This window comes from Paenibacillus sp. N3.4, assembly GCF_008017805.1.
Lineage (GTDB): Bacteria > Bacillota > Bacilli > Paenibacillales > NBRC-103111 > Paenibacillus_E.
On sequence record NZ_VRTT01000033.1, the window covers coordinates 1 to 18,648 of the forward strand.

Here is an 18,648-nt window from a genome sequence, read left to right on the forward strand (position 1 = left end):
ATGAGTCAGATGCCAAAAGAAGGAGCAAATCAATAAAGTTGCTTAATTTATAAATGATATAGCCCAAAGCCATCCTCAGAGTGGCATAAAATGGTTGGAAGATTGATATTTATCATAGTGTGATAGGGATTGGGAACATAGTTATGGATTGAAAATCGGTACGCTTGATAATCCTGGTTGGAGTGTCAGCATTAATTTGCAAGAAACCACTTTAGAAAACAAATCATTTGAAAATTTGGTTAAAGGTAGAACCGAGCATGATTGGATACATTGCAAGTTAGAGGAGATTCTTATAATCTTCAAAGACTGGATAGAATTGAACTAAAGAATCTACAACAAGAGAATGCCGCTGAGATTATCTCAGCGGCATTTCTCATCTAAAGGGCAGTTGAGCGGGGTTTGTGAAATAATGGAACTTTTGTGAGCGTTGAACGTCTATTTGAGTAGTTAAAACTTACTGGAAGTAGACAAGACAATAAGGTATTGGGACAAAGATAATAGGGCTATGGTGTTTGTGAATAATTAAATTAACAAAAAGGAGTTTTTAAATGAGACAGAGACAGAGTTCTAAATTTGCTTCGATCCTGACAGTTCTTTTTTTAGTTACTTGTGTTGGAATAGTCAGTGCAGCTGGGTTGCAAGATAATAGGTCACTTGAAGAGAAAACGAGCAGACCTATACAGGAGGTACAACAACAAAATCTTGAAGAATCCGCTAAGGGCATCGTTCAAGATTATTTTAATAGCATTATCAAGGGACCTGCCGTTGGAAAGATTCCGTTATCCTCTTTTTCATATTCCCCTACAAAAGGAACCACTCAATGTAGTAAGAACTATGCCCCTAATCATGATGGTACGCTCTCTGTTTGATTCTAGACATTCCACTATTTGGTATCAATTATTCAACACCCAAAAAGGCTACTCTAACGGAGAACATAGCTCAATAGATATTAGGAGAAGGCTGCCGATAGCATAGAACGGCAGCCTTCTCAGCTAACTGGCAGTTATGCGTATTACACCTGAGTTATTATCGAAATATTTCTATTTTGCGTTCTTATCTGGCTGATGTATACCAAAAATATTACCTTCCGTGTCCATATAGTACCCTTGCCACGCCATTCCAGGCAAAGCATACTTTGGCAGTGAAACCTTGCCACCATGATTAAGAATTTTTGATTCCGTAGAATCGTAGTCTCCCACTCCCATTGTACATGCATAGCCATTCAAAGCCTGGCCTGGTACTGAGGAAGCCCCTTGACGTTGCATCAAAGCACCGTTAAGTCCAGGTTCATTTGCATCGCCCGTCACAGCCCCAAAATAGGGCATTCCTGCATAATTGCTCCAATCCTCAAATGTCCATCCAAATACCTCTCCATAAAACTTCTTAGCACGCTCCATGTCATCGACATGAATTTCGAAATGAACTAATCTGCCCATGATTTCCTCCTAAGGTTTGACTTCCTTATGTCTTATATTAGGTTTACTTTTTGATTCTCCTTCTTCATTATTGGAATTATTTAGAAGGTTATTCATTATCATAACATGATTTGTGACTCAGGGTAAGCAGGTGTCAAAGACGACGGACTGCAGGACTCTGCGGTAATCTCTATAATTGAGAAAAAGGGAGAAAATTTTCAGTGCTTGGGCAAATTATTTTTACCCATTTAGGTATTTTTAAGCAGCACAAGATGAAAAGGAGGAGACTCTAGATATGTCTGGATATTGCAGGCATTGGCTTAGTAGTTGCTGTTATATCAGGTATTAAGTACCTACTAGATCGTTCGGCGCATCGTTTAGACAAATAAGTTAACAACATTTGATTAAACGAAAAACTATCTTAGATGAGAAGGAGTTGCATCTTCTAAAGCAGCTCCTCTTTGATTTTTTTTGGTGTTTTGAATAAACTATATTAAAAAGGGATTTCATTGAAAGGGCAGTGTTAAAATGAAGAAAAAAGCAACAGTGAAATTAGATGATCTAATTAATGAGATTGATATTCAAATGGACGAGACCTTTACATACATAAACACGCATACGGGAGAAGTGATTACATTAACAAGAGAAGAGATAAGAGCCGCAGAAGATGAAGAGCCACTTGAAAAGTTTCCGGATTGGCAAAGAGAAAACATTGAAAAAGCCATAAAAATTATTGAAGATGAAAACGATGCTTACTTGGATTTTACACTAAGAAACGAGTACCATGAGTATGAAATAATAGAAGAATTTATCGGAATATTAAGCGAAGTTGAGGTTAGAGAAGAATTGTTTGGAGCTATTCAAGGAAGAGGGGCATTCAGAAGATTTAAAGACGGGATCATAGAACATGACGTCGAAAAACAATGGTATGAATTCAAAGAAAAAAAGTTAAAGGAATTAGTAATCGAATGGTGTGAAGCGAAGGATCTTGTAATAGAGGAATGAAGCAAAACTGGTACAATCAAGACACAAGAGCAGTGGTAGATGAACATTGCAAAAAGCTGACAGTGTGAACAGTCAGCTTTTTTTCTTGGCTATTCAACTCTAACGGAGGACGAGTTCAATTTCATTAAGGCTGCCGCATGCTAACCTTTTCTCTACTAACGGACAGAGTAGTTGTCTAAAGAAAGTAAAGTTATAAACTGGAAAAAGATTTAGATAGACCTTAGGATCACTGACTTACTATTTTCAACATTAGACGTTTACAATTAGCTGTAGGAAAGGAGAGCGGTACTAAGAGCGGAATATACACGCAAAATTTCCCTGGGAGTATCTATGCCGACCATCATCATCGACGGTCTAGTCAACGGCATATGGAAACGAACGATCAAGAATAAAGGTTTTGACATCGAATTTAACCTATTTATGCCTTTGGAAGACAGGGAACAGAGCATAATAGAGACGACTGCCGAGCGATATTGCTCTTGCCGGGGTAGCGCCAACTTTCTGTTCACGCTTTGGAAGCGCGTCCGAAAGTATGGCGCTTTTTGTACGGGCATTACGCAAAATGTGGACGATCTGCTGCAAAGCCACACGGCCCGCACAATGCTCGCTAACAGCGAATTTATTGTAATGCTGAATCAGGCCCGCACCGACGGAATGGAGCTTGCAGAACTGCTGAACATTTCGGAGCTGCAGTTATCTTACATCACGAATGTCGACGCTGGAAATGGATTGATGAAGGTGGGTAGTTCCCTTGTGCCGTTTACCGACAAGTTCCCGCGGCACACGAAGTTGTACCGCTTAATGACTACCAAGCCCGGAGAATAGCGGAAAGGAGCGGTTGAAATTCAGTCGCTTCTTGAGCACAGCACATTATTCATTTTCGTCATCCAACAATAACGCTTCTATGATACAAAAAGTATACAAAGGGAAGCAAAGGAGCAGGAAGGATCACCCTTCGCTGCTCTTTTGCTTGAAAAAATCACTGTTCAATGATACAAGAAAGAACCTTCTTTTATGAAACCATCCTATTGGAAGGATTACTCACTTTGTCGTGCAGCTTCGAGTGGCTGTGGCGGACGGGTTGAGCTTCTTTTCGTTTTGATGTCTAATTCCTTTAATTCGCCATACACTTTTTCAATTTTATCTTGAATCACAGTGCAGTCGATACCTTTCTGCTGAAGTTCTTCTAAAATGACAGAAACAGCAGCCGCATAGTTTGCTTTATATTTGGCATTTAGTTTTTTCCAATTGATCCCCTTGAAATGCTCTGCCATTGTTGCATGAAAAGACAGTCTACCTTGAATCATTAAAACTGCAATGATCGGGTAACCAGGATATCCTTGCCAGTAGGATGCACTATCATTAGAAGAATATACTTCATCTTCCCATTGTACCGTGTATGTTTTTGTATGATCGGATGAAAATACCTTAGCTGAATTCCCCTCAATTACTACCCTTCCATCTGCAATAGCGCTGTACGCTTCGTGAATTTTTTCTGTCGGAGGCATTTTTGTTAAAGCCATTATTCAGTCACCTTCTACGTATAATTTACATTTGATATGCTGTTTCTTTTTTCATGTTTTGTTCATATCAGAGGAATAAGAGATCAACTGTCCATCCTCAATAAGCCATGTGTTTCCATCGGGCCAAACACCGCGCATCCCTTCATGTGTTTCTCCTCCGACACATCGAATTAATCGTGAATCAGCTAATGATGCAAATCCGTAGGTTCGTCGAGGGTCCCAACCGGTACTGTGCCTTAAACGCCGGCTCATTTGCGCCCAACCCAATAGAGCTCCAGTAACGACCCAACCATCCGGTTTCAACTCTGTAAATCGGTTTGCCGGTCGCAGCCAGGAAGCTGCTTCTTCAGGCCAACTCACGACAGCCAGTACTACCCCTCCTCTGTTGCTGCCGCCTCCGCGAGCTTCCCAGTGCTTAGCAAAAACTTGAGCAGCCTCAACCGAGGCTATTTCCCGCCCGTGACCGATGACTATCGTCTCAATGGGTGGATAACTACTCGTAATCAGATTCACCAAAGCTGATATCTCTTTGTCTGTATGTGCCTCAGGCGGACTGATAAGCCGCAGTTCCTCAGTCATCTCTTTATTCATCAACGGGGAGGAAAAACGTTGGAATGTACCCATATACGTCAACTCTCCTTTGTTTGTGCCGCTTTCCAGCTAGCATATCGTTTCGGTAAACAGACTGCACAAGGCCGGTATCCTGCGGCTATAGCTATTTCTTCATTTTCAAAAAATACGCGATATTTTACATATCTTCCTTTCGCTATAGCCCGGAGTGCAGAGGGGCAATCTAGGCGACCATAAATTTTATTTCGGCGATAGCCTCCCAAAGTTCCTTTGGTTCTGCTTTGATAAGGGCGACGATCAGCGCCTAATAGTGTGTAAGAAGAATGATTAATGTTCTTTTTAATGTCGTCTATACTCATGTACATCCTCATTTCAAATTAGTCATTTGTACTAAAGCTAGACACCAATCAGACATAAATAATGCTTTCCTCAATTAGACAAGCGAACATTGGTGCTTACGAATATTACTATGCCGTATAGTCGCTCTAACGGTCTGTATTTATCCGCTTTCTTCGCTTTCGATCGTTTTTAATTCCACGTTTAGATTTATATAAGCTCTTGGATCAATTTCTTTTGCACGTTGTTCTTTTCCATGAATTGCTGCCTTGTTTCTTTTGTAATATTCAACGAGTCCTTGCCTGAAAATGATACAAGTTCCCCAATTTATACATTTCATCCCTTCTCCTTTTTTCCTCACCTCTCCTTGAGTAAGTAAAACCACCTGTTATTGGCCTGTAATACAACTCATTACTTGCCTTAAACTAGTTGTAACATAAAATGGCATTTAATGAATTTCGTAATCATGCTGTTATATTCGAGAATACGTACAAGAGCTTATTTTTGGGGTTATACTGTTTTCGTGGAGGTGAACGGAATTGGAGAAGCATACAAAGCCGGAAACGGAAAAATTAATACGTAACCTAAATGATCTGAACAACGTGCAGAATCCTGAAACATTGACGGATGAAGAATGGCAAGCCGTCATCAACAATGACCCTGCTTACGACGGTAAATTTTTTTATGCTGTAAAGACCACAGGCATCTTTTGCCGACCATCGTGCAAATCCAGACCACCAAAAAAAGAAAACATTGGTTTGTTCCGAACCAGCGAGCAAGCATTGTCCGCTAAATTTCGTCCATGCAAACGATGTAAACCGACCGGACAACGTTTGCTGATGATGAGTGGGTGGCTATAGTGACAGATTACATCGACAAGAATTACATGGAGACGTTGACCTTGGAAACTCTCGCAAATATCTCTCACGGCAGCCCGTATCATCTGCAACGCACATTTAAAAAAGTCAAAGATCTGACTCCGGTCGAGTATATTCAACAAGTGCGGGTCGAAAAAGCAAAGGCACAATTGTTATCTTCCAATAAGCCCATTTCGGAAGTTGGAATGAGCGTCGGCATGCCAAATACGCCCTATTTTATAACCCTTTTTAAGAAAAGGATTGGGCAAACCCCGGCAAGCTACCGTCAATTACAAAATCAAATTAAAATGGAGGTTTTCGATCATGAGAAACAACATTAATTCACCGATTTACTGGACACAATTATCGCACGTGGATTGGAACATAATTGTTGCAGCAACGTCTAATGGCCTTTGTTACGTGGGTTCTCAAAATATGCCTATGGATGAGTTGGCTGATTGGGCAAAAGCCCATTTTCCTGGATGTACATTGATTGAAGATGGGGGGGAATTGCAGCCCTATGCCAATGAACTCATCGAATATTTCCAGGGAAAACGCAAAAGTTTTACAATACCATTCGATTTTCACGGAACGACATTTCAACTCGACGTGTGGAAAGCACTCTGCGAAATCCCTTACGGACAAACGAAATCATATTCGGATATTGCCAATCAGATCCAAAAACCGAGCGCTGTGCGCGCTGTAGGCTCTGCTATTGGTGCGAATCCTGTATTGATTACAGTTCCATGCCATCGTGTAATCGGTAAAAACGGGGCTTTAACCGGCTATCGTGGAGGCATCGAAATGAAAACCAAACTGTTGGAACTGGAACATAACAATGCCCTTATGGGGGGAGATTTACATTATGCCTGAGAGCCTCTCGTTAAGCGAAGATAATTTGGATTGGAATTTCATCCAGCAAATGCTAGACGAACATGGTTATGCTAAACTGCCTAATCTGCTAAACAAAACCGAATGTCAAGAGATCGTCAGCACTTATGAAGAAGAAGGTCTCTTTCGAACGACTATCGACATGGCTCGGTATCGCTTTGGGATTGGGGAGTACAAATATTACAATGCTCCCCTTCCATCTTTGTTGCAGCAGTTGCGTGAAGGATTGTATCCGGAGCTTGCTATAACAGCGAATCGCTGGTTGGAACAATTAGGTCACGATGCTTCTTATCCGGCAACACTGGAAGAATTCCTCGATCAATGTCATCAAGAGGGACAGAACCGTCCAACCCCATTGATTCTGAAATATGAAGCAGGGGGGTACAATTGCTTGCATCAGGATTTGTATGGGAAAGTATTCTTCCCCTTTCAGGTCGTAATCGCTCTCAATCAAAGAGAAGAGGATTTCACGGGTGGTGAATTCTTATTGATAGAGCAGCGACCGCGGGCGCAAAGCCGTGGGCACGTCATAACCTTGAATCAAGGGGAAGGTCTAATTTTTCCAACCAACCATCGTCCCGTATTAGGAACACGTGGTTATTATAGAACGACGCTTAGACACGGTGTAAATACTGTAACTACAGGTACAAGATACAGTTTGGGTATTATTTTTCACGATGCGAAATAGAAACTTTATCCCAAAATTAGGAGGGGAAAGCATAACAACCATTCATGAAATGCATGTCAAAGGTGGACCCTTGATTCTATATAATGTTTGGGATATGGAGGGGACTCGAGTTGCCATCACTTACCTTGGCTGTGTTTAACGTTCTCGGAGCAAGCGTATGAAGCCGTTATATTTATACAAATATCCAAAAACCCTTTTGAATAGAGGGACCGGCTTTCTTTCGGGTTATAGTCATTCACTTAATCCATATACGGGTTGCTCATTTGCTTGTTCTTACTGTTATGTACGACAAATGCCGGTCTCCACATTCCGCGACGCAGAGTGGGGAACATGGGTCGATATCAAAAAAGAAGCTGCAGCCGTTTTTCAGAAAGAGTATCAAAAAGCTAAGACCAAGGGACCTATTACTATCTTCATGTCATCAAGCACCGATCCATACCAGCCTATAGAAAACAAAGAACAAGTTACTCGGTCCATACTAGAAATCATGTCGTACGATCCACCTGATTTTTTGTTTGTGCAGACACGAAGTCCCCTTGTTCGACGTGATATTGATCTTCTATTGCGACTAGGAAAGCATGTTCGTGTTAGTATGACAGTTGAAACTGACCTGGAAGAAATCAGGAGGCATTTTTCGCCCTATGCCCCTCCAATAGCAGCCAGATTAAGAACCCTTCAATTATTGGCTGAAGCTGGTGTGCCAACGCAGGCAACCATTGCGCCTATGTTGCCAAGCAGCGAAAAATTAGCAGAAATTTTGAGCCAACTGGTTAATCGTGTATGTATAGATGACTATTATATGGGAGATGGCAGCGGAGGAAGACGTACACGGAATTTAGGTATTGAGGCTTTGTATAAACAACTTGGTATGGAGGAATGGTATACGCCTTCCGCTTATCGGAAGGTCTATGAACGTTTAAAATATTATTTTTCTGAGGACCAAATATTTATTAGCCAACCAGGGTTTGAACCTTAGAGTTCGGCCATTTAAAAAATATTCACATACATGGGGAGATGTAAAAATGATCAAACTGAATGTTTTAATTCATATTAAGCCGAATCGAGAAGAAGATTATTTACGGAGTGTTGACAAGCACATTAAAAATTTGCATTGCAGCATTTGTCACGACATTTTCAAGAGGACCTATGAGCCGCGAAGATTTGTTACAATCGAATACCGACCGGATGATGAGGTAATGATTAAGCATTACGAGAGCGACCATTTCCAATTATTTTTAAGGGAACTAGATGAGGTTTTAGAAAAACCAATAGATTTTAAGAAATACATTTACAATAGCGCCGGTTCTGATAAATGATATGTAATGTATATTAGGTAAGTGGTAAAACCGGACTGAAAGGATAATATTATGATCGTAATCGGCTACACTGCCGGAGTCTTTGATCTCTTTCACATCGGTCACCTGACCTTTCTCGAAGAAGCGAGTAAGCATTGTGATAAGCTCGTGGTCGGAGTTACGACTGATGAACTGTCTCTAAGATACAAAAACAAGACACCCGTTATCCCCTACTCTGAGAGGGCGGCAATTGTGGGTTCCTTCGCTTCGTCAACGAAGTAATTCCGCAACACGAAATGGATCGCTATTCGGTCTGGGAAGATCGAAGATTTCATGTGACATTAGTTGGTGACGACTGGAAGGGAAGTTTACTATGGATTAACTATGAGGAACAGTTCGCCAAATTAGGAGTGTCTATTGTTTACCTTCCGTACACTCAGCATATTTCTAGCACTCTCTTGCGCTCTGTTTTGCACAATCTTTCGCGTGATCCAACAAATGGTAAGAAAACGTCGTAGAAGACTAATTCAAGTTCAGATTCCCTTCAATCGCAGAATGACCTCAGAAATCCAAACAGCGCCAGCCTTGGACAAGAAATAAAGTCCTAGACTGGCGCTGTCACTATATCGAACGCTATCGTAATCCGCAAACTGAAAGGCAGTGCTACAGTCTTTCTCATTGAGATTTTGACAGCAGCCGCGCAGCTACACAGTTCACTGCAAAATCCCTCTACCTTGAAGCACAGTTTCGCGAATCGTCTGAAAAACCTCCTCGATGCGTGTTCTTACAAGTTCAAAAACTCCATAAGCAGTTGTTCCGTCGAGCCTTTGCATCATTTTGAAGCGAGTCGCGTTTCCAGCAGGATCAAACCGATTGTTATCTTTTCCTTCAACAATACCAAAATGAATCTCCTCGCAGCAAGCTGCGAGGTATCTTCTGCACTTCGGATTAGTTCTACGCAGCAAGCTGCGGGGAACTGGACCCGAAGTGATTAAATTTCAATATCTTGCTGTTATATTCGGTTATTCTTACATTCTCATTTTATTGAGAGTATATTATTGTTACATCTTATTCACATTAAATTAGCATCGAACGATCAAAATGAATTTTTTTAGGATGAAGGCCGCTTAGTGACAGTACGAACAAAGAATTTTGATTATGGGCAAGAGGAAATAAATTATTTGAAGAGCATGGATGAAATACTTGGGGCAGCAATGACACGAATGGGGAAGGTTGAACGTGTTATTATTCCCGATTTGTTCGCTGCGCTCGTCTATGCCATTATAGGCCAGCTTATATCGGTTAAAGCTGTCCACACCATTTGGGAAAGAATGCAGGATCAATTCGGTGAAATAACACCTGGAAATATGTCCATGCAAAATGCAGATGATATTCAAAAGTGCGGTATGACGATGAAAAAGGCAGTTACCATTCTAAATATTTCACAAACTATTGAACAAGGCGCGTTTAGTTTGGAAGAGCTACATGATCTTTCTGATAATGAAGTCATCCAAAAGCTGATGATGCTAAAAGGAATCGGTAGATGGACGGCTGAAATGATGCTTATTAATTCGATGGAGCGGCGCGATATTGTAAGTTGGGGCGATATTGCCATTCGTCGCGGAATGATGAAACTGTACGGTTTGTCATCTATTACAAAAGAGCAATTTGAACAATATCGTCGCAGGTATTCACCTTTAGGATCAATTGCTTCGATTTACTTATGGACCATTTCATTTGAGTAAGTTGAAAGCATGATAATGTATTTGAGAAAGTTAGAATTAGAAATCAGTCACGAGGAGTAGAGTGATGGAAAATACAATCAAAGAACAATTACTAGAGTTGGCGGATGAGAAGTATCAAAAGTTTTCTGCAGCTCTAATTCCGAATATTAATAATGTTATGGGCGTTCGGCTACCTGAGTTACGCAAGCTGGCCAAAAAAATTGCCCGCGAAGATTGGCGAGCTTACTTAGAACAGACTGATAATGAGTATTTTGAAGAAATCATGTTACAGGGAATGGTAATTGGCTATGTAAAAACAGATATAGATGAAATTCTGCAATATGTAGCAGATTTTGTACCTAAAATTGATAATTGGTCAGTGTGCGATAGCTTTTGTATAGGACTGAAATTCACAAAAACGAATATGAAAAAAGTATGGGATTTTTTGCAGCCTTATCTAATTTCTGCTGAAGAATATGAGATTCGCTTTGGGGTGGTCATGCTTCTCGACTTTTACATTGAAGAAGAGTACATAGTTCTTGCTTTGCAACTGTTGGACAATATCAAACATGAAGGATATTATGTCAAAATGGCTGTTGCATGGGCAATTTCGATCTATTATGTGAAGTTTCCAGACCATACAATGGCATACTTAAGAAGCAACTCTCTGTGCGATTTCACATTCAACAAAGCACTGCAAAAAATAACCGAATCTTATCGTGTGGATCAAGAAACCAAAAAAATGATTCGCAGCATGAAACGAAAATAAAACATCAATCGGAGGCATCAACCATCCTGCACTGATTCGTGGAGTATGTCATTGACGAGGGCAAGGTGTGTCTAGAGTGAAACTGACAGTGGCAAGTGCTAGCATGTCAAAATGAAAGATAAGGCTGTCATCGGTTGACGGAACATCATGTTGCGCGCAGTGTCTCGACAGGAAACAGCGCGGCAACAGATAGCTTCGAGAAAGATGGTTATGGGATGCCGTTATTACGGCGGACTAGGACATCTGACTAGCAACTCAATATGGAAAACGGCAAAACTGTCGAAAGGCAGTGACGCAAAGCCACGGATCTTCTCACTTTTCAAGTGATGACCGCCGGGTTACCCAATTTGCCCAACACGGCCTATGGGGTCGTGTTTTTTGTTTATTTAGAAAACTGAGGAGAGTAAAATGATATTCAAAGCAGATATATGAGTAAACGACAATCCATTCAAGTGATAAGCTGATTAACAACATTAAGTCCATATGCTTCACGGTTTTCGAGAGTATCCAATCCTGCAAATACTTCGCGTCAAATCGTCTATCTCATACTTGAACGCTACTTTTCCACAGCGTATAGTAAAGCAGGGCAGTGGCTATTGAAAGTAAAATTTAGGGAATTACTACATAAATAGAGAAAAAACTAATAAAATGTATTTGTATAAAAAACCATGTCCTAAAACGGCGAGCAATGCATTGTCGAATGTACTATCGTATTCATTGTAACGTTACACGTATCAAATGAAGATTCAACTAACAGGAGGGCAAACAATGAGTAAAGAAGAAGACAACAAGGCTGTCGTCGTTCGCTGGTTCACCGAATTCTGGGGGAAGGATGTCAATCTCGCCGTCGTCGACGAGATCGCTCATCCGGATATGCTTCTGCAGTATTCTTTACACGAGCCGCGCCGTGGCCGGGAAGACATCAAGGCCTTCATGACCGACTTTCGTGCTGCGTTCCCCGATCTCAATTTCTGGGGCACCGCTGATCTGATCGCCGAAGGCGATTACGTCGTCGGCCAGTGGGAAGGCGGCGGCACCCATGCCGGTGCGGCTTGGGACGATCTTCTGCCCGGCTACGAGGGCCTTCCCGCTGCCACCGGCCGCAAGATGCACTTCACCGGCAAGACCGTGCTGAAAGTCGTCGACGGCCTGATCGTGGAAGAGAATGGCCTGGATGACGGCCTGACGGCCATGATGCAGCTCAGCCTGATCAAGAAGGCTTGATCCAAACTGCACACAGCCTTCCGAAAGGTAGGCGCTCTTCGATGGGAGGATTGAGGCTCGCACGAACCCCGGTGCGAGCCTCGTTTGTTTTATCAGCGCAGTAGTCTCAGAAAATGTTGATTTCAAAGACAGGATTCGGAGCGTTGAAAACAGAGCGCGAAGGTAATTTCTTCTCATTGAATTCTACAAACGAGACAAGGAATGTTGCCATGATCCGCATCGGTTACGCCCCGGGGGCTTACGATCTCTTCCATATTGGCCACTTGAACCTATTACGCCTTGCCAAGGAACAATGCGACTACTAGATTGCCGGCGTAGTGTTTCCGACGACACGCGGCCGATACGTTCACCCCGTGAGACATCCACCTTGAAAGCACCGGAAACGGGGGTGTGCTTGATAGTGTTCATTTTCGTAAGTCCTCTTGGCTTGGGTTTCTACTGCGCTTTTAGCGCGCGTCTGAAACCCTGCCGCCAGGCGAGGGTGGGGGTGGCAAAGGTCCAGCGCGTTGATGTTCCGTGAACATTTTTGGGGGGACCAGGTTGCGTCGCTGCGCACGAGCGAGCTGGGGGAGCCAAAAGCCCGCACCTGTAAAAGAGGCATTGATTTCAAATAATGCCTCTTTTGTTCGCTCTGAATGGGCGATAACTTTAGTGTGAAAGACTACTACAGGTTTGGCAGTAGGCAGTAATTGTAAACAGTGGGGTATCACTGCTTATCCAACCACAGGACGAAGCGTGGATGTCGTTTTTAATATCGCATTAGTGATGTTTTTCAAAAATCAATTATTCAAGAAACATGTCCGAAAACAGCCAGACACTTTCAAGGGACATGGTATAATTAAGCTAAGGTCAGTTTGGGAGACGAAAAAATGTTGAAAAATGTTAGTGGTTTATATGCGGCATTTAAGGCAAAAGACGCACGCTTTGATGGGCGTTTTTTTGTAGGTATTTCGTCCACGGGAATATATTGTCGCCCGGTGTGCCGGGCAAAGCAGTCAAAGTCTGAAAACTGTACTTTTTATTCCACAGCAGCGGAAGCCGAACAGGCTGGTTTTCGCCCTTGCCTTTTGTGTAGACCAGAACTTGCTCCCGGTAGTTCAGTTACCGACGCCACTGCTAATTTGGTTTACCGAGCAGCGAGAATGCTAGAAGAAAATTGCGGGAACGTACAAAGTTTAGATGAATTTGCTGGACGGCTTGGATGTACCGACCGACATTTGCGGCGCGTATTTACGGCAGAATATAATGTGTCGCCAGTTCAATATCTACAAACATGCAGATTGCTTCTTGCTAAAAACCTACTTACAGATACTGACTTGTCGGTACTTGATGTTGCAATGGCCGCTGGTTTTGGCAGCTTACGCCGTTTCAATGATCTTTTCAAAAAACAATATAACCTTTCGCCCACAGCATTACGGAAGCGGACTTCGAAAGAAAAGAAACATAATAGCGACGTGACTTTAGCGTTGGGTTACCGTCCGCCTTATCGGTGGGAAGAAATATTGAACTTTCTCGCCGGACGTGCAATTGCCGGGGTTGATGCAGTGAAAAATGGTGAATACATGCGTACGGTGCATTTGGTAAATGCGGAGGGAAAGCATGTATATGGGTGGATACGAGTAGGCCACAAATCCTCAAATAATGCGCTGATCGTCACAGTGAATGAAACTTTGCTGCCTGTATTGCCGCTAGTTTTAGCGCGGGTACGTCATCTGTTTGATTTATATTGTGACCCAGACGCGGTGTATCAAATGCTTTCATCAATGAACAATATACGTCCCGGTCTTTGTGTGTTAGGAATTCGCTTACCAGGTTGTTTCAATGCTTTTGAAATGGCGGTACGGGCGGTGCTTGGACAACAAATCACCGTAAAAGCGGCAAGCACATTGGCTGCAAGAATTGTTAATACTTACGGTACGCCAATTCAAACCGGTATAGAGGGCTTGACCCATGTTTTTCCCTCACCTGAAGATATACTTGCTTTGGATGGGCCTATTGAAAATCACCTTGGCCCGTTAGGCGTGATTGCGGCACGATCAAGAATTATTTATGATCTAGCACGGGCAATAGTGCAAAGAGAAATTGATTTTGGCCTTAGCGCTCAGCCAGAAGAAGAAATAAAAAAATTGATGACAATTCGCGGTGTTGGAAGCTGGACAGCACAGTATATTGCTATGCGTACGATGGAATGGCCTGACGCTTTCCTTGAAACGGACGTTGGCGTAAAAAAGGCACTTGGAACTTACACATCTAAAGAACTATTAGAAATGGCAGAAGCATGGCGGCCGTGGCGCAGTTACGCTATAATCAATCTTTGGAACGCGCTGTAAAGGTGGATAAAATGTATTATTCAACAAATTATTCGTCGCCCGTAGGAACGATTACGCTTGCATGTGACAGTGACAACCTTGTAGGTTTATGGTTAGAGGGGCAAAAATATCACGGTGGTACCATACCCGAAGAAATGATAGAGAATAACGATATGCCGTTATTTGACGCTGCAAAAAATGGTTAGACAAATATTTTGCAGGTGAGAAACCTGCCATTTCTGATCTGCCTTTAGCTCCCATTGGAGGAGCGTTTCGTATGGCTGTATGGGATATCTTATGTGAAATTCCATACGGTGAATATATCACGTATGGCGATATTGCAAAGGCTGTGGCTGTGCAAATGGGCAAAGCAAGCATGTCCAGTCAAGCAGTTGGCGGAGCAGTAGGGCATAATCCCATCTCTATTATTATGCCCTGCCATCGGGTTGTAGGGGCAAATGGCAGCTTGACAGGGTATGCCGGAGGCATCAATAAAAAAATCAAGTTGCTTGAACACGAAGGTGTAGATATGTCCCCGTTATTTGTACCTACCAAGGGCGCAGTTGTTTGCTCCAGCTAAAATTTGTCGATGGTAGTGGAGCAGGGCTGATTCGAGTGTCGTTCTCTCTGAGTTCTCTCAAACGTGCAATTTCGGTCACTTTTTGATGAATTCCCGAGAGGCCTTGTGGCACTAGGGAAAGACGGCCTGAAACGCTGGAATCCTTTGAATTTATAGGCCTTTTTCGGTTTTTTGGTTCCCCTAAAGGGACATGTTTTTCGCTCAGTTCCCTTTAGCGTGCGCGATTCAGATCCGTGTGGGCTAAACCCTCATGGAGGTTCGAGTCCTCTCGACCGTACCATACCCCTCAAACCAAACTCTTCTTCGGAAGGGTTTTTATTTATGCTGAATTCCCCACGGTTCCCAACTATTCACACTTGTATATCACAGGAAATTCCTTCCGTTTGTCGAAAATCTATTATTAAGTTGAATTCATAATTGTCTGTATGAGGCGACAGCAATAGAACTGGGCTGTATTCAACAACTAGGGAAACGCCTACTAGGACGTGTAAATTAACACTCCGAATGGTGAGTACGGCTTGATAATGAGAAGAATCCGTAGATTCGAAATTTTTGCATTTGAATCCTGACGATTTGAAAGTGAGGGAACTATATGCTTACAGTTGAACAATACATAATAAAGATGAAGAAAAAAGATAACCTTGATGAATTCAATTTTAAAAATCATGCCGAAAACATGTCCGCGGTTCTGAAGTATGTCATGGATTATTTCAATCATTATCTGAATCCGGAAGAATACGATTATGAGAACATCAAGACAGAACAATCAGCATTAAAAATCTCGCAAGAGATAGAAGGTTTCTTTCCTGAAAGCAAGGACTTTGTTATTGAATACTACAAAAAAACAAAGGGCCGGGTAGATCGATTACTGAAGTCATGGATGTATGAACGAAAATATGTTCATCTAATTTACAGTACCGAGGATTATGAGAATACGATTCATAAGTTCTGTAGCAGTTCAAAAATGAAAGGAACAGAAATTGAGCAGTACCGGGATCAATTGATCATTCTGGCAAAAGAGATAAAAGCAAGAGAGACAGAAGAACCGTCCATTTCTGGATTCAAGTATTTGGATAACACTCTGGTTAGCTGGGTAAAGGAGACGTACCGCAGTTACGGCGTGAATTTATTCGAGTTTGCTCAGAGCTATACAAGCACTTTTTTTGACGAATACATTGAGCGCATTTATATCAGAGAATCGGAACATTTCTATTACATCAATCGTTACAACCATAGATACAACGATAATCCTTTTAATATGGATGTTCTTTATAGAGAGAACGAGCATCGCCCTTTTATTAATGGACGTAAAGGCGAGTTGGAAATGCTGATCATGTATGTATGGGTGTTTGAAGATGCAAGTGATGAGGACTACTGGCCTGAGTATGTAAATCTATGTATTTCGACAGGAAGAGTGAGCCTGGTAAAACGGATTAATGAGTTAGTGCCGGTAACAACGAAAGGCATGATGTACCCGGTAGATGTCAAGAGTAATATGTTATTTCTAGAAACGACAACAGGTACTATAAAGGTTGCTCCAAATGAAGCGTACATTTTGCGTCTGAGTTATGAGAAAGACAATGATTTATTGTGGAAAGACGCAGCACGACTTGATGTTGTTTTAAAGAATCTGATGGATACGTTCTCCCAGTATGGGGTGCCTGACACACTAGAATTATTATCCCCACTGCGGTCTCAAACCTACGGTGAAGAGGAGTTTTTCAAGCAGTACTCTATTCTCGAAAAAAGTCTGAAAAAATATAAAACCATAAAAATTGCTTTAGTTAATGGACCGCAGAAGCAAAGTGGAAAGTTAAAGTATTTGATGCAAACAGCTGAGGATGTTGTGAATATCCATAAAACAGTGAAGGAAATGAAGTTTAAATTAAAGTTTACTATAGATATTTCAAGGCTGATCAAGCGGAAGAATTATAAGGGGGAATTCGAGGAAGACTTCAATCGACTTACTGAGATCAGAACGAGCATCGTCGGAATTCATTTGTCTAATCTTCCTAGCCGAACGGGATTTTCTCATAAACATTATAAAGATGGAAATACGTATTTATATAAATATGATTATCCTGAGAACTCGGATTTCTTAGGCTCATTTTCAGCGTTGCTAAATGATAACTTGAGCCGTTACTTAGTGCCTGAGGGGATGACTTCTGAAGCTGAGCTTGAAGAATTAGTTGATGATCTGCTAAGAGGTGGTTTCTCTTTTTCCGGTCAGGAGGGCGAATAGGTGGTGTGGCGACATGGTTTTATAGAACTAATGGACATAAACAATTATCCGATAAATCAGTTAAAAGAGCTTGATGAAATTGAACTGCTAATACCGGAATCAATGACCAAGTTTAATCAATGGTGCAAGGATATTCAAGCTGTGAAGAACAATAAGTACCTACATCCATTAATCATAGAATTTCAGGATGAGGTTGCTTACCGCAAGGCCCGTGATGAAGAACATCAATTTTATAAAGAGATTGATCCGTATTCACTAAGGAATTCAAAGGTTGAAAACCGCAGGAACAAAGCTGTGTTGTTCATAAACGTATCCGATAAGCAAGCCAATCGGGCATATGGAATTATGAATAGCTTAATTAATGCAATTAGTGAATTGGGTGGGAGGGTGGACGTATTTGCAGGAGAACAGGACAATATCCGGATACGATTACTAGACCATGAGTATTCCGCCTCATTGATCGAAATTATGGTCAAAAGACGTTCTTTTTTGTCGAAGGTACAATCTGGAAGTATGACGGGTTTAAGTCCCATGTATGAAAAGATCCCCAGTGGTTTGCTCAGAATGGAGTTCACGGAGATTCTCGGTTTCGCACACAGAAATAAAACGGCACAATCCCTTTGTTTTAATGAAATCCTGGATCGACCGTTTGAAAAACAAATAGGGGAGATTCTCACAGATTTTTTGAAAAATGCAATTGGGATAATCGTGTCTAGAAATCTAGCTGAGCGCGAATATGAAATAAAGAAAAAAGAGCAGGAATGTCTTGAAGAGATAGAAAGGGATAAGAAGCAGGAGCTTCAGCGGCTTGAAGAGTATAATCATCGCAAACAGAAACTAAAACAAAACATTGAGAATCAAATGAAGAACTGGGTTAAAGCGAACAAGTTGCGTGATTACGCCGAGGAGTTGGAACGATTTGTTGTAACATGTGAGGATGAGATAACAAAGGAGTCATTCTCTACTTATATCCAATTGGTGCGAGAAGCTGCGGAGGACTGTGATCCAGTAGGAGACATATTGAATAATGTACAGGAGTTAGAACATGGAAGCAAATGAATTCTCCCCTCAGCTTGCTGAGGGAGAATTCATTTGCTGCTTATCCATGTGTATAAAAGACAATTTCTATATGCTTCTCTTTAAGCGACTTCATGTGTATACTTGCGGACAGTCCCGACAGGAAGGACTAGCAAAAATCCGTACTTCGCCGGTTAACCAAA

General features: G+C 41.8%; 23 protein-coding genes, 2 pseudogenes and 1 riboswitch. Of the genes and pseudogenes, 19 read left to right on the forward strand and 6 right to left on the reverse strand.

Annotation, left to right across the window (positions count from 1 at the left end):
- Nucleotides 1-130: 130 nt before the first annotated feature.
- Nucleotides 131-325, forward strand: a pseudogene (locus tag FU659_RS38880) (Imm53 family immunity protein); the annotation flags it as partial.
- 223 nt (nucleotides 326-548) lie between these two features.
- On the forward strand, nucleotides 549-869 hold the full coding sequence (locus FU659_RS17625) for a hypothetical protein (protein WP_147948784.1): 321 nt from the start codon (nucleotides 549-551) through the stop codon (nucleotides 867-869).
- Between the two features lie 171 nt (nucleotides 870-1,040).
- Here the strand turns inward: FU659_RS17625 and FU659_RS17630 are convergent, their stop codons facing one another.
- Nucleotides 1,041-1,436, reverse strand: coding sequence for a VOC family protein (locus tag FU659_RS17630; RefSeq protein ID WP_147948785.1), 396 nt, complete (start codon nucleotides 1,434-1,436; stop codon nucleotides 1,041-1,043).
- 507 nt (nucleotides 1,437-1,943) lie between these two features.
- On the opposite strand from FU659_RS17630, the gene FU659_RS17635 reads away from it, so the two are divergent.
- A complete protein-coding gene (locus FU659_RS17635; RefSeq protein WP_147948786.1) occupies nucleotides 1,944-2,420 on the forward strand; it encodes a UPF0158 family protein in 477 nt (158 codons plus the stop codon).
- A 330-nt stretch (nucleotides 2,421-2,750) separates the two neighbouring features.
- The gene (locus FU659_RS17640; protein ID WP_483874510.1) at nucleotides 2,751-3,245 is read left to right on the forward strand and encodes a TraG/VirB4 family ATPase; all 495 of its coding nucleotides are present in this window, start codon (nucleotides 2,751-2,753) and stop codon (nucleotides 3,243-3,245) included.
- 212 nt (nucleotides 3,246-3,457) lie between these two features.
- Here the strand turns inward: FU659_RS17640 and FU659_RS17645 are convergent, their stop codons facing one another.
- From FU659_RS17645 to FU659_RS17660, 4 genes are all read right to left on the reverse strand, one after another.
- Nucleotides 3,458-3,943, reverse strand: coding sequence for a hypothetical protein (locus FU659_RS17645; protein WP_147948787.1), 486 nt, complete (start codon nucleotides 3,941-3,943; stop codon nucleotides 3,458-3,460).
- A gap of 51 nt (nucleotides 3,944-3,994) precedes the next feature.
- On the reverse strand, nucleotides 3,995-4,567 hold the full coding sequence (locus tag FU659_RS17650; RefSeq protein WP_147948788.1) for a type 1 periplasmic-binding domain-containing protein: 573 nt from the start codon (nucleotides 4,565-4,567) through the stop codon (nucleotides 3,995-3,997).
- Between the two features lie 5 nt (nucleotides 4,568-4,572).
- The gene (locus tag FU659_RS17655) at nucleotides 4,573-4,872 is read right to left on the reverse strand and encodes an Ada metal-binding domain-containing protein (protein ID WP_187274213.1); all 300 of its coding nucleotides are present in this window, start codon (nucleotides 4,870-4,872) and stop codon (nucleotides 4,573-4,575) included.
- A 140-nt stretch (nucleotides 4,873-5,012) separates the two neighbouring features.
- Nucleotides 5,013-5,210, reverse strand: a complete 198-nt coding sequence (locus tag FU659_RS17660; RefSeq protein WP_147948790.1) for a hypothetical protein — start codon at nucleotides 5,208-5,210, stop codon at nucleotides 5,013-5,015.
- Between the two features lie 214 nt (nucleotides 5,211-5,424).
- Between FU659_RS17660 and FU659_RS17665 the strand changes: the two are divergent.
- The 6 genes and pseudogenes from FU659_RS17665 (at nucleotide 5,425) to FU659_RS37280 (ending at nucleotide 8,862) form a co-directional block, all read left to right on the forward strand.
- A pseudogene (locus FU659_RS17665) lies at nucleotides 5,425-6,047 on the forward strand (bifunctional transcriptional activator/DNA repair enzyme AdaA).
- Nucleotides 6,031-6,579 (forward strand): methylated-DNA--[protein]-cysteine S-methyltransferase, encoded by a 549-nt coding sequence (locus FU659_RS17670; RefSeq protein ID WP_147948791.1) that lies wholly within the window; start codon nucleotides 6,031-6,033, stop codon nucleotides 6,577-6,579. The pseudogene FU659_RS17665 and the gene FU659_RS17670 overlap by 17 nt, the downstream one beginning before the upstream one ends.
- Complete coding sequence (locus FU659_RS17675) at nucleotides 6,572-7,285, forward strand: 2OG-Fe(II) oxygenase (RefSeq protein WP_147948792.1); 714 nt, start codon at nucleotides 6,572-6,574, stop codon at nucleotides 7,283-7,285. The genes FU659_RS17670 and FU659_RS17675 overlap by 8 nt, the downstream gene beginning before the upstream one ends.
- 157 nt (nucleotides 7,286-7,442) lie before the next feature.
- Entirely contained in the window at nucleotides 7,443-8,261 is an 819-nt protein-coding gene (locus FU659_RS17680; RefSeq protein ID WP_147948793.1) for an SPL family radical SAM protein, read from the forward strand.
- Nucleotides 8,262-8,307: 46 nt separating this feature from the next.
- Nucleotides 8,308-8,601, forward strand: coding sequence for a putative quinol monooxygenase (locus tag FU659_RS17685; RefSeq protein WP_147948794.1), 294 nt, complete (start codon nucleotides 8,308-8,310; stop codon nucleotides 8,599-8,601).
- Nucleotides 8,602-8,652: 51 nt separating this feature from the next.
- The gene (locus FU659_RS37280; RefSeq protein WP_261807883.1) at nucleotides 8,653-8,862 is read left to right on the forward strand and encodes an adenylyltransferase/cytidyltransferase family protein; all 210 of its coding nucleotides are present in this window, start codon (nucleotides 8,653-8,655) and stop codon (nucleotides 8,860-8,862) included.
- Nucleotides 8,863-9,293: 431 nt separating this feature from the next.
- Here the strand turns inward: FU659_RS37280 and FU659_RS35580 are convergent, their stop codons facing one another.
- Entirely contained in the window at nucleotides 9,294-9,545 is a 252-nt protein-coding gene (locus FU659_RS35580) for a hypothetical protein (RefSeq protein ID WP_187274215.1), read from the reverse strand.
- A 225-nt stretch (nucleotides 9,546-9,770) separates the two neighbouring features.
- Here FU659_RS35580 and FU659_RS17695 point away from each other — a divergent pair, with 225 nt between their 5' ends.
- The 9 genes from FU659_RS17695 (at nucleotide 9,771) to FU659_RS17730 (ending at nucleotide 18,487) form a co-directional block, all read left to right on the forward strand.
- Entirely contained in the window at nucleotides 9,771-10,325 is a 555-nt protein-coding gene (locus tag FU659_RS17695; protein ID WP_147948839.1) for a DNA-3-methyladenine glycosylase family protein, read from the forward strand.
- Nucleotides 10,326-10,389: 64 nt separating this feature from the next.
- A complete protein-coding gene (locus tag FU659_RS17700) occupies nucleotides 10,390-11,073 on the forward strand; it encodes a DNA alkylation repair protein (RefSeq protein WP_147948795.1) in 684 nt (227 codons plus the stop codon).
- Nucleotides 11,074-11,332: 259 nt separating this feature from the next.
- A riboswitch (cyclic di-GMP riboswitch) is annotated at nucleotides 11,333-11,419 on the forward strand.
- A 422-nt stretch (nucleotides 11,420-11,841) separates the two neighbouring features.
- Nucleotides 11,842-12,297, forward strand: a complete 456-nt coding sequence (locus FU659_RS17705) for an ester cyclase (protein WP_147948796.1) — start codon at nucleotides 11,842-11,844, stop codon at nucleotides 12,295-12,297.
- A gap of 113 nt (nucleotides 12,298-12,410) precedes the next feature.
- Nucleotides 12,411-12,602 (forward strand): adenylyltransferase/cytidyltransferase family protein, encoded by a 192-nt coding sequence (locus FU659_RS37285; protein WP_261807885.1) that lies wholly within the window; start codon nucleotides 12,411-12,413, stop codon nucleotides 12,600-12,602.
- A gap of 564 nt (nucleotides 12,603-13,166) precedes the next feature.
- A complete protein-coding gene (locus tag FU659_RS17715) occupies nucleotides 13,167-14,627 on the forward strand; it encodes an AlkA N-terminal domain-containing protein (protein WP_147948797.1) in 1,461 nt (486 codons plus the stop codon).
- The gene (locus FU659_RS39335; RefSeq protein WP_187274216.1) at nucleotides 14,612-14,812 is read left to right on the forward strand and encodes a hypothetical protein; all 201 of its coding nucleotides are present in this window, start codon (nucleotides 14,612-14,614) and stop codon (nucleotides 14,810-14,812) included. The genes FU659_RS17715 and FU659_RS39335 overlap by 16 nt, the downstream gene beginning before the upstream one ends.
- A 71-nt stretch (nucleotides 14,813-14,883) precedes the next feature.
- Nucleotides 14,884-15,186, forward strand: coding sequence for a methylated-DNA--[protein]-cysteine S-methyltransferase (locus tag FU659_RS39340; RefSeq protein ID WP_187274217.1), 303 nt, complete (start codon nucleotides 14,884-14,886; stop codon nucleotides 15,184-15,186).
- A 592-nt stretch (nucleotides 15,187-15,778) separates the two neighbouring features.
- Nucleotides 15,779-17,428, forward strand: a complete 1,650-nt coding sequence (locus FU659_RS17725; RefSeq protein ID WP_147948798.1) for a hypothetical protein — start codon at nucleotides 15,779-15,781, stop codon at nucleotides 17,426-17,428.
- The gene (locus FU659_RS17730) at nucleotides 17,429-18,487 is read left to right on the forward strand and encodes a hypothetical protein (RefSeq protein WP_147948799.1); all 1,059 of its coding nucleotides are present in this window, start codon (nucleotides 17,429-17,431) and stop codon (nucleotides 18,485-18,487) included.
- Nucleotides 18,488-18,648: the final 161 nt, after the last annotated feature.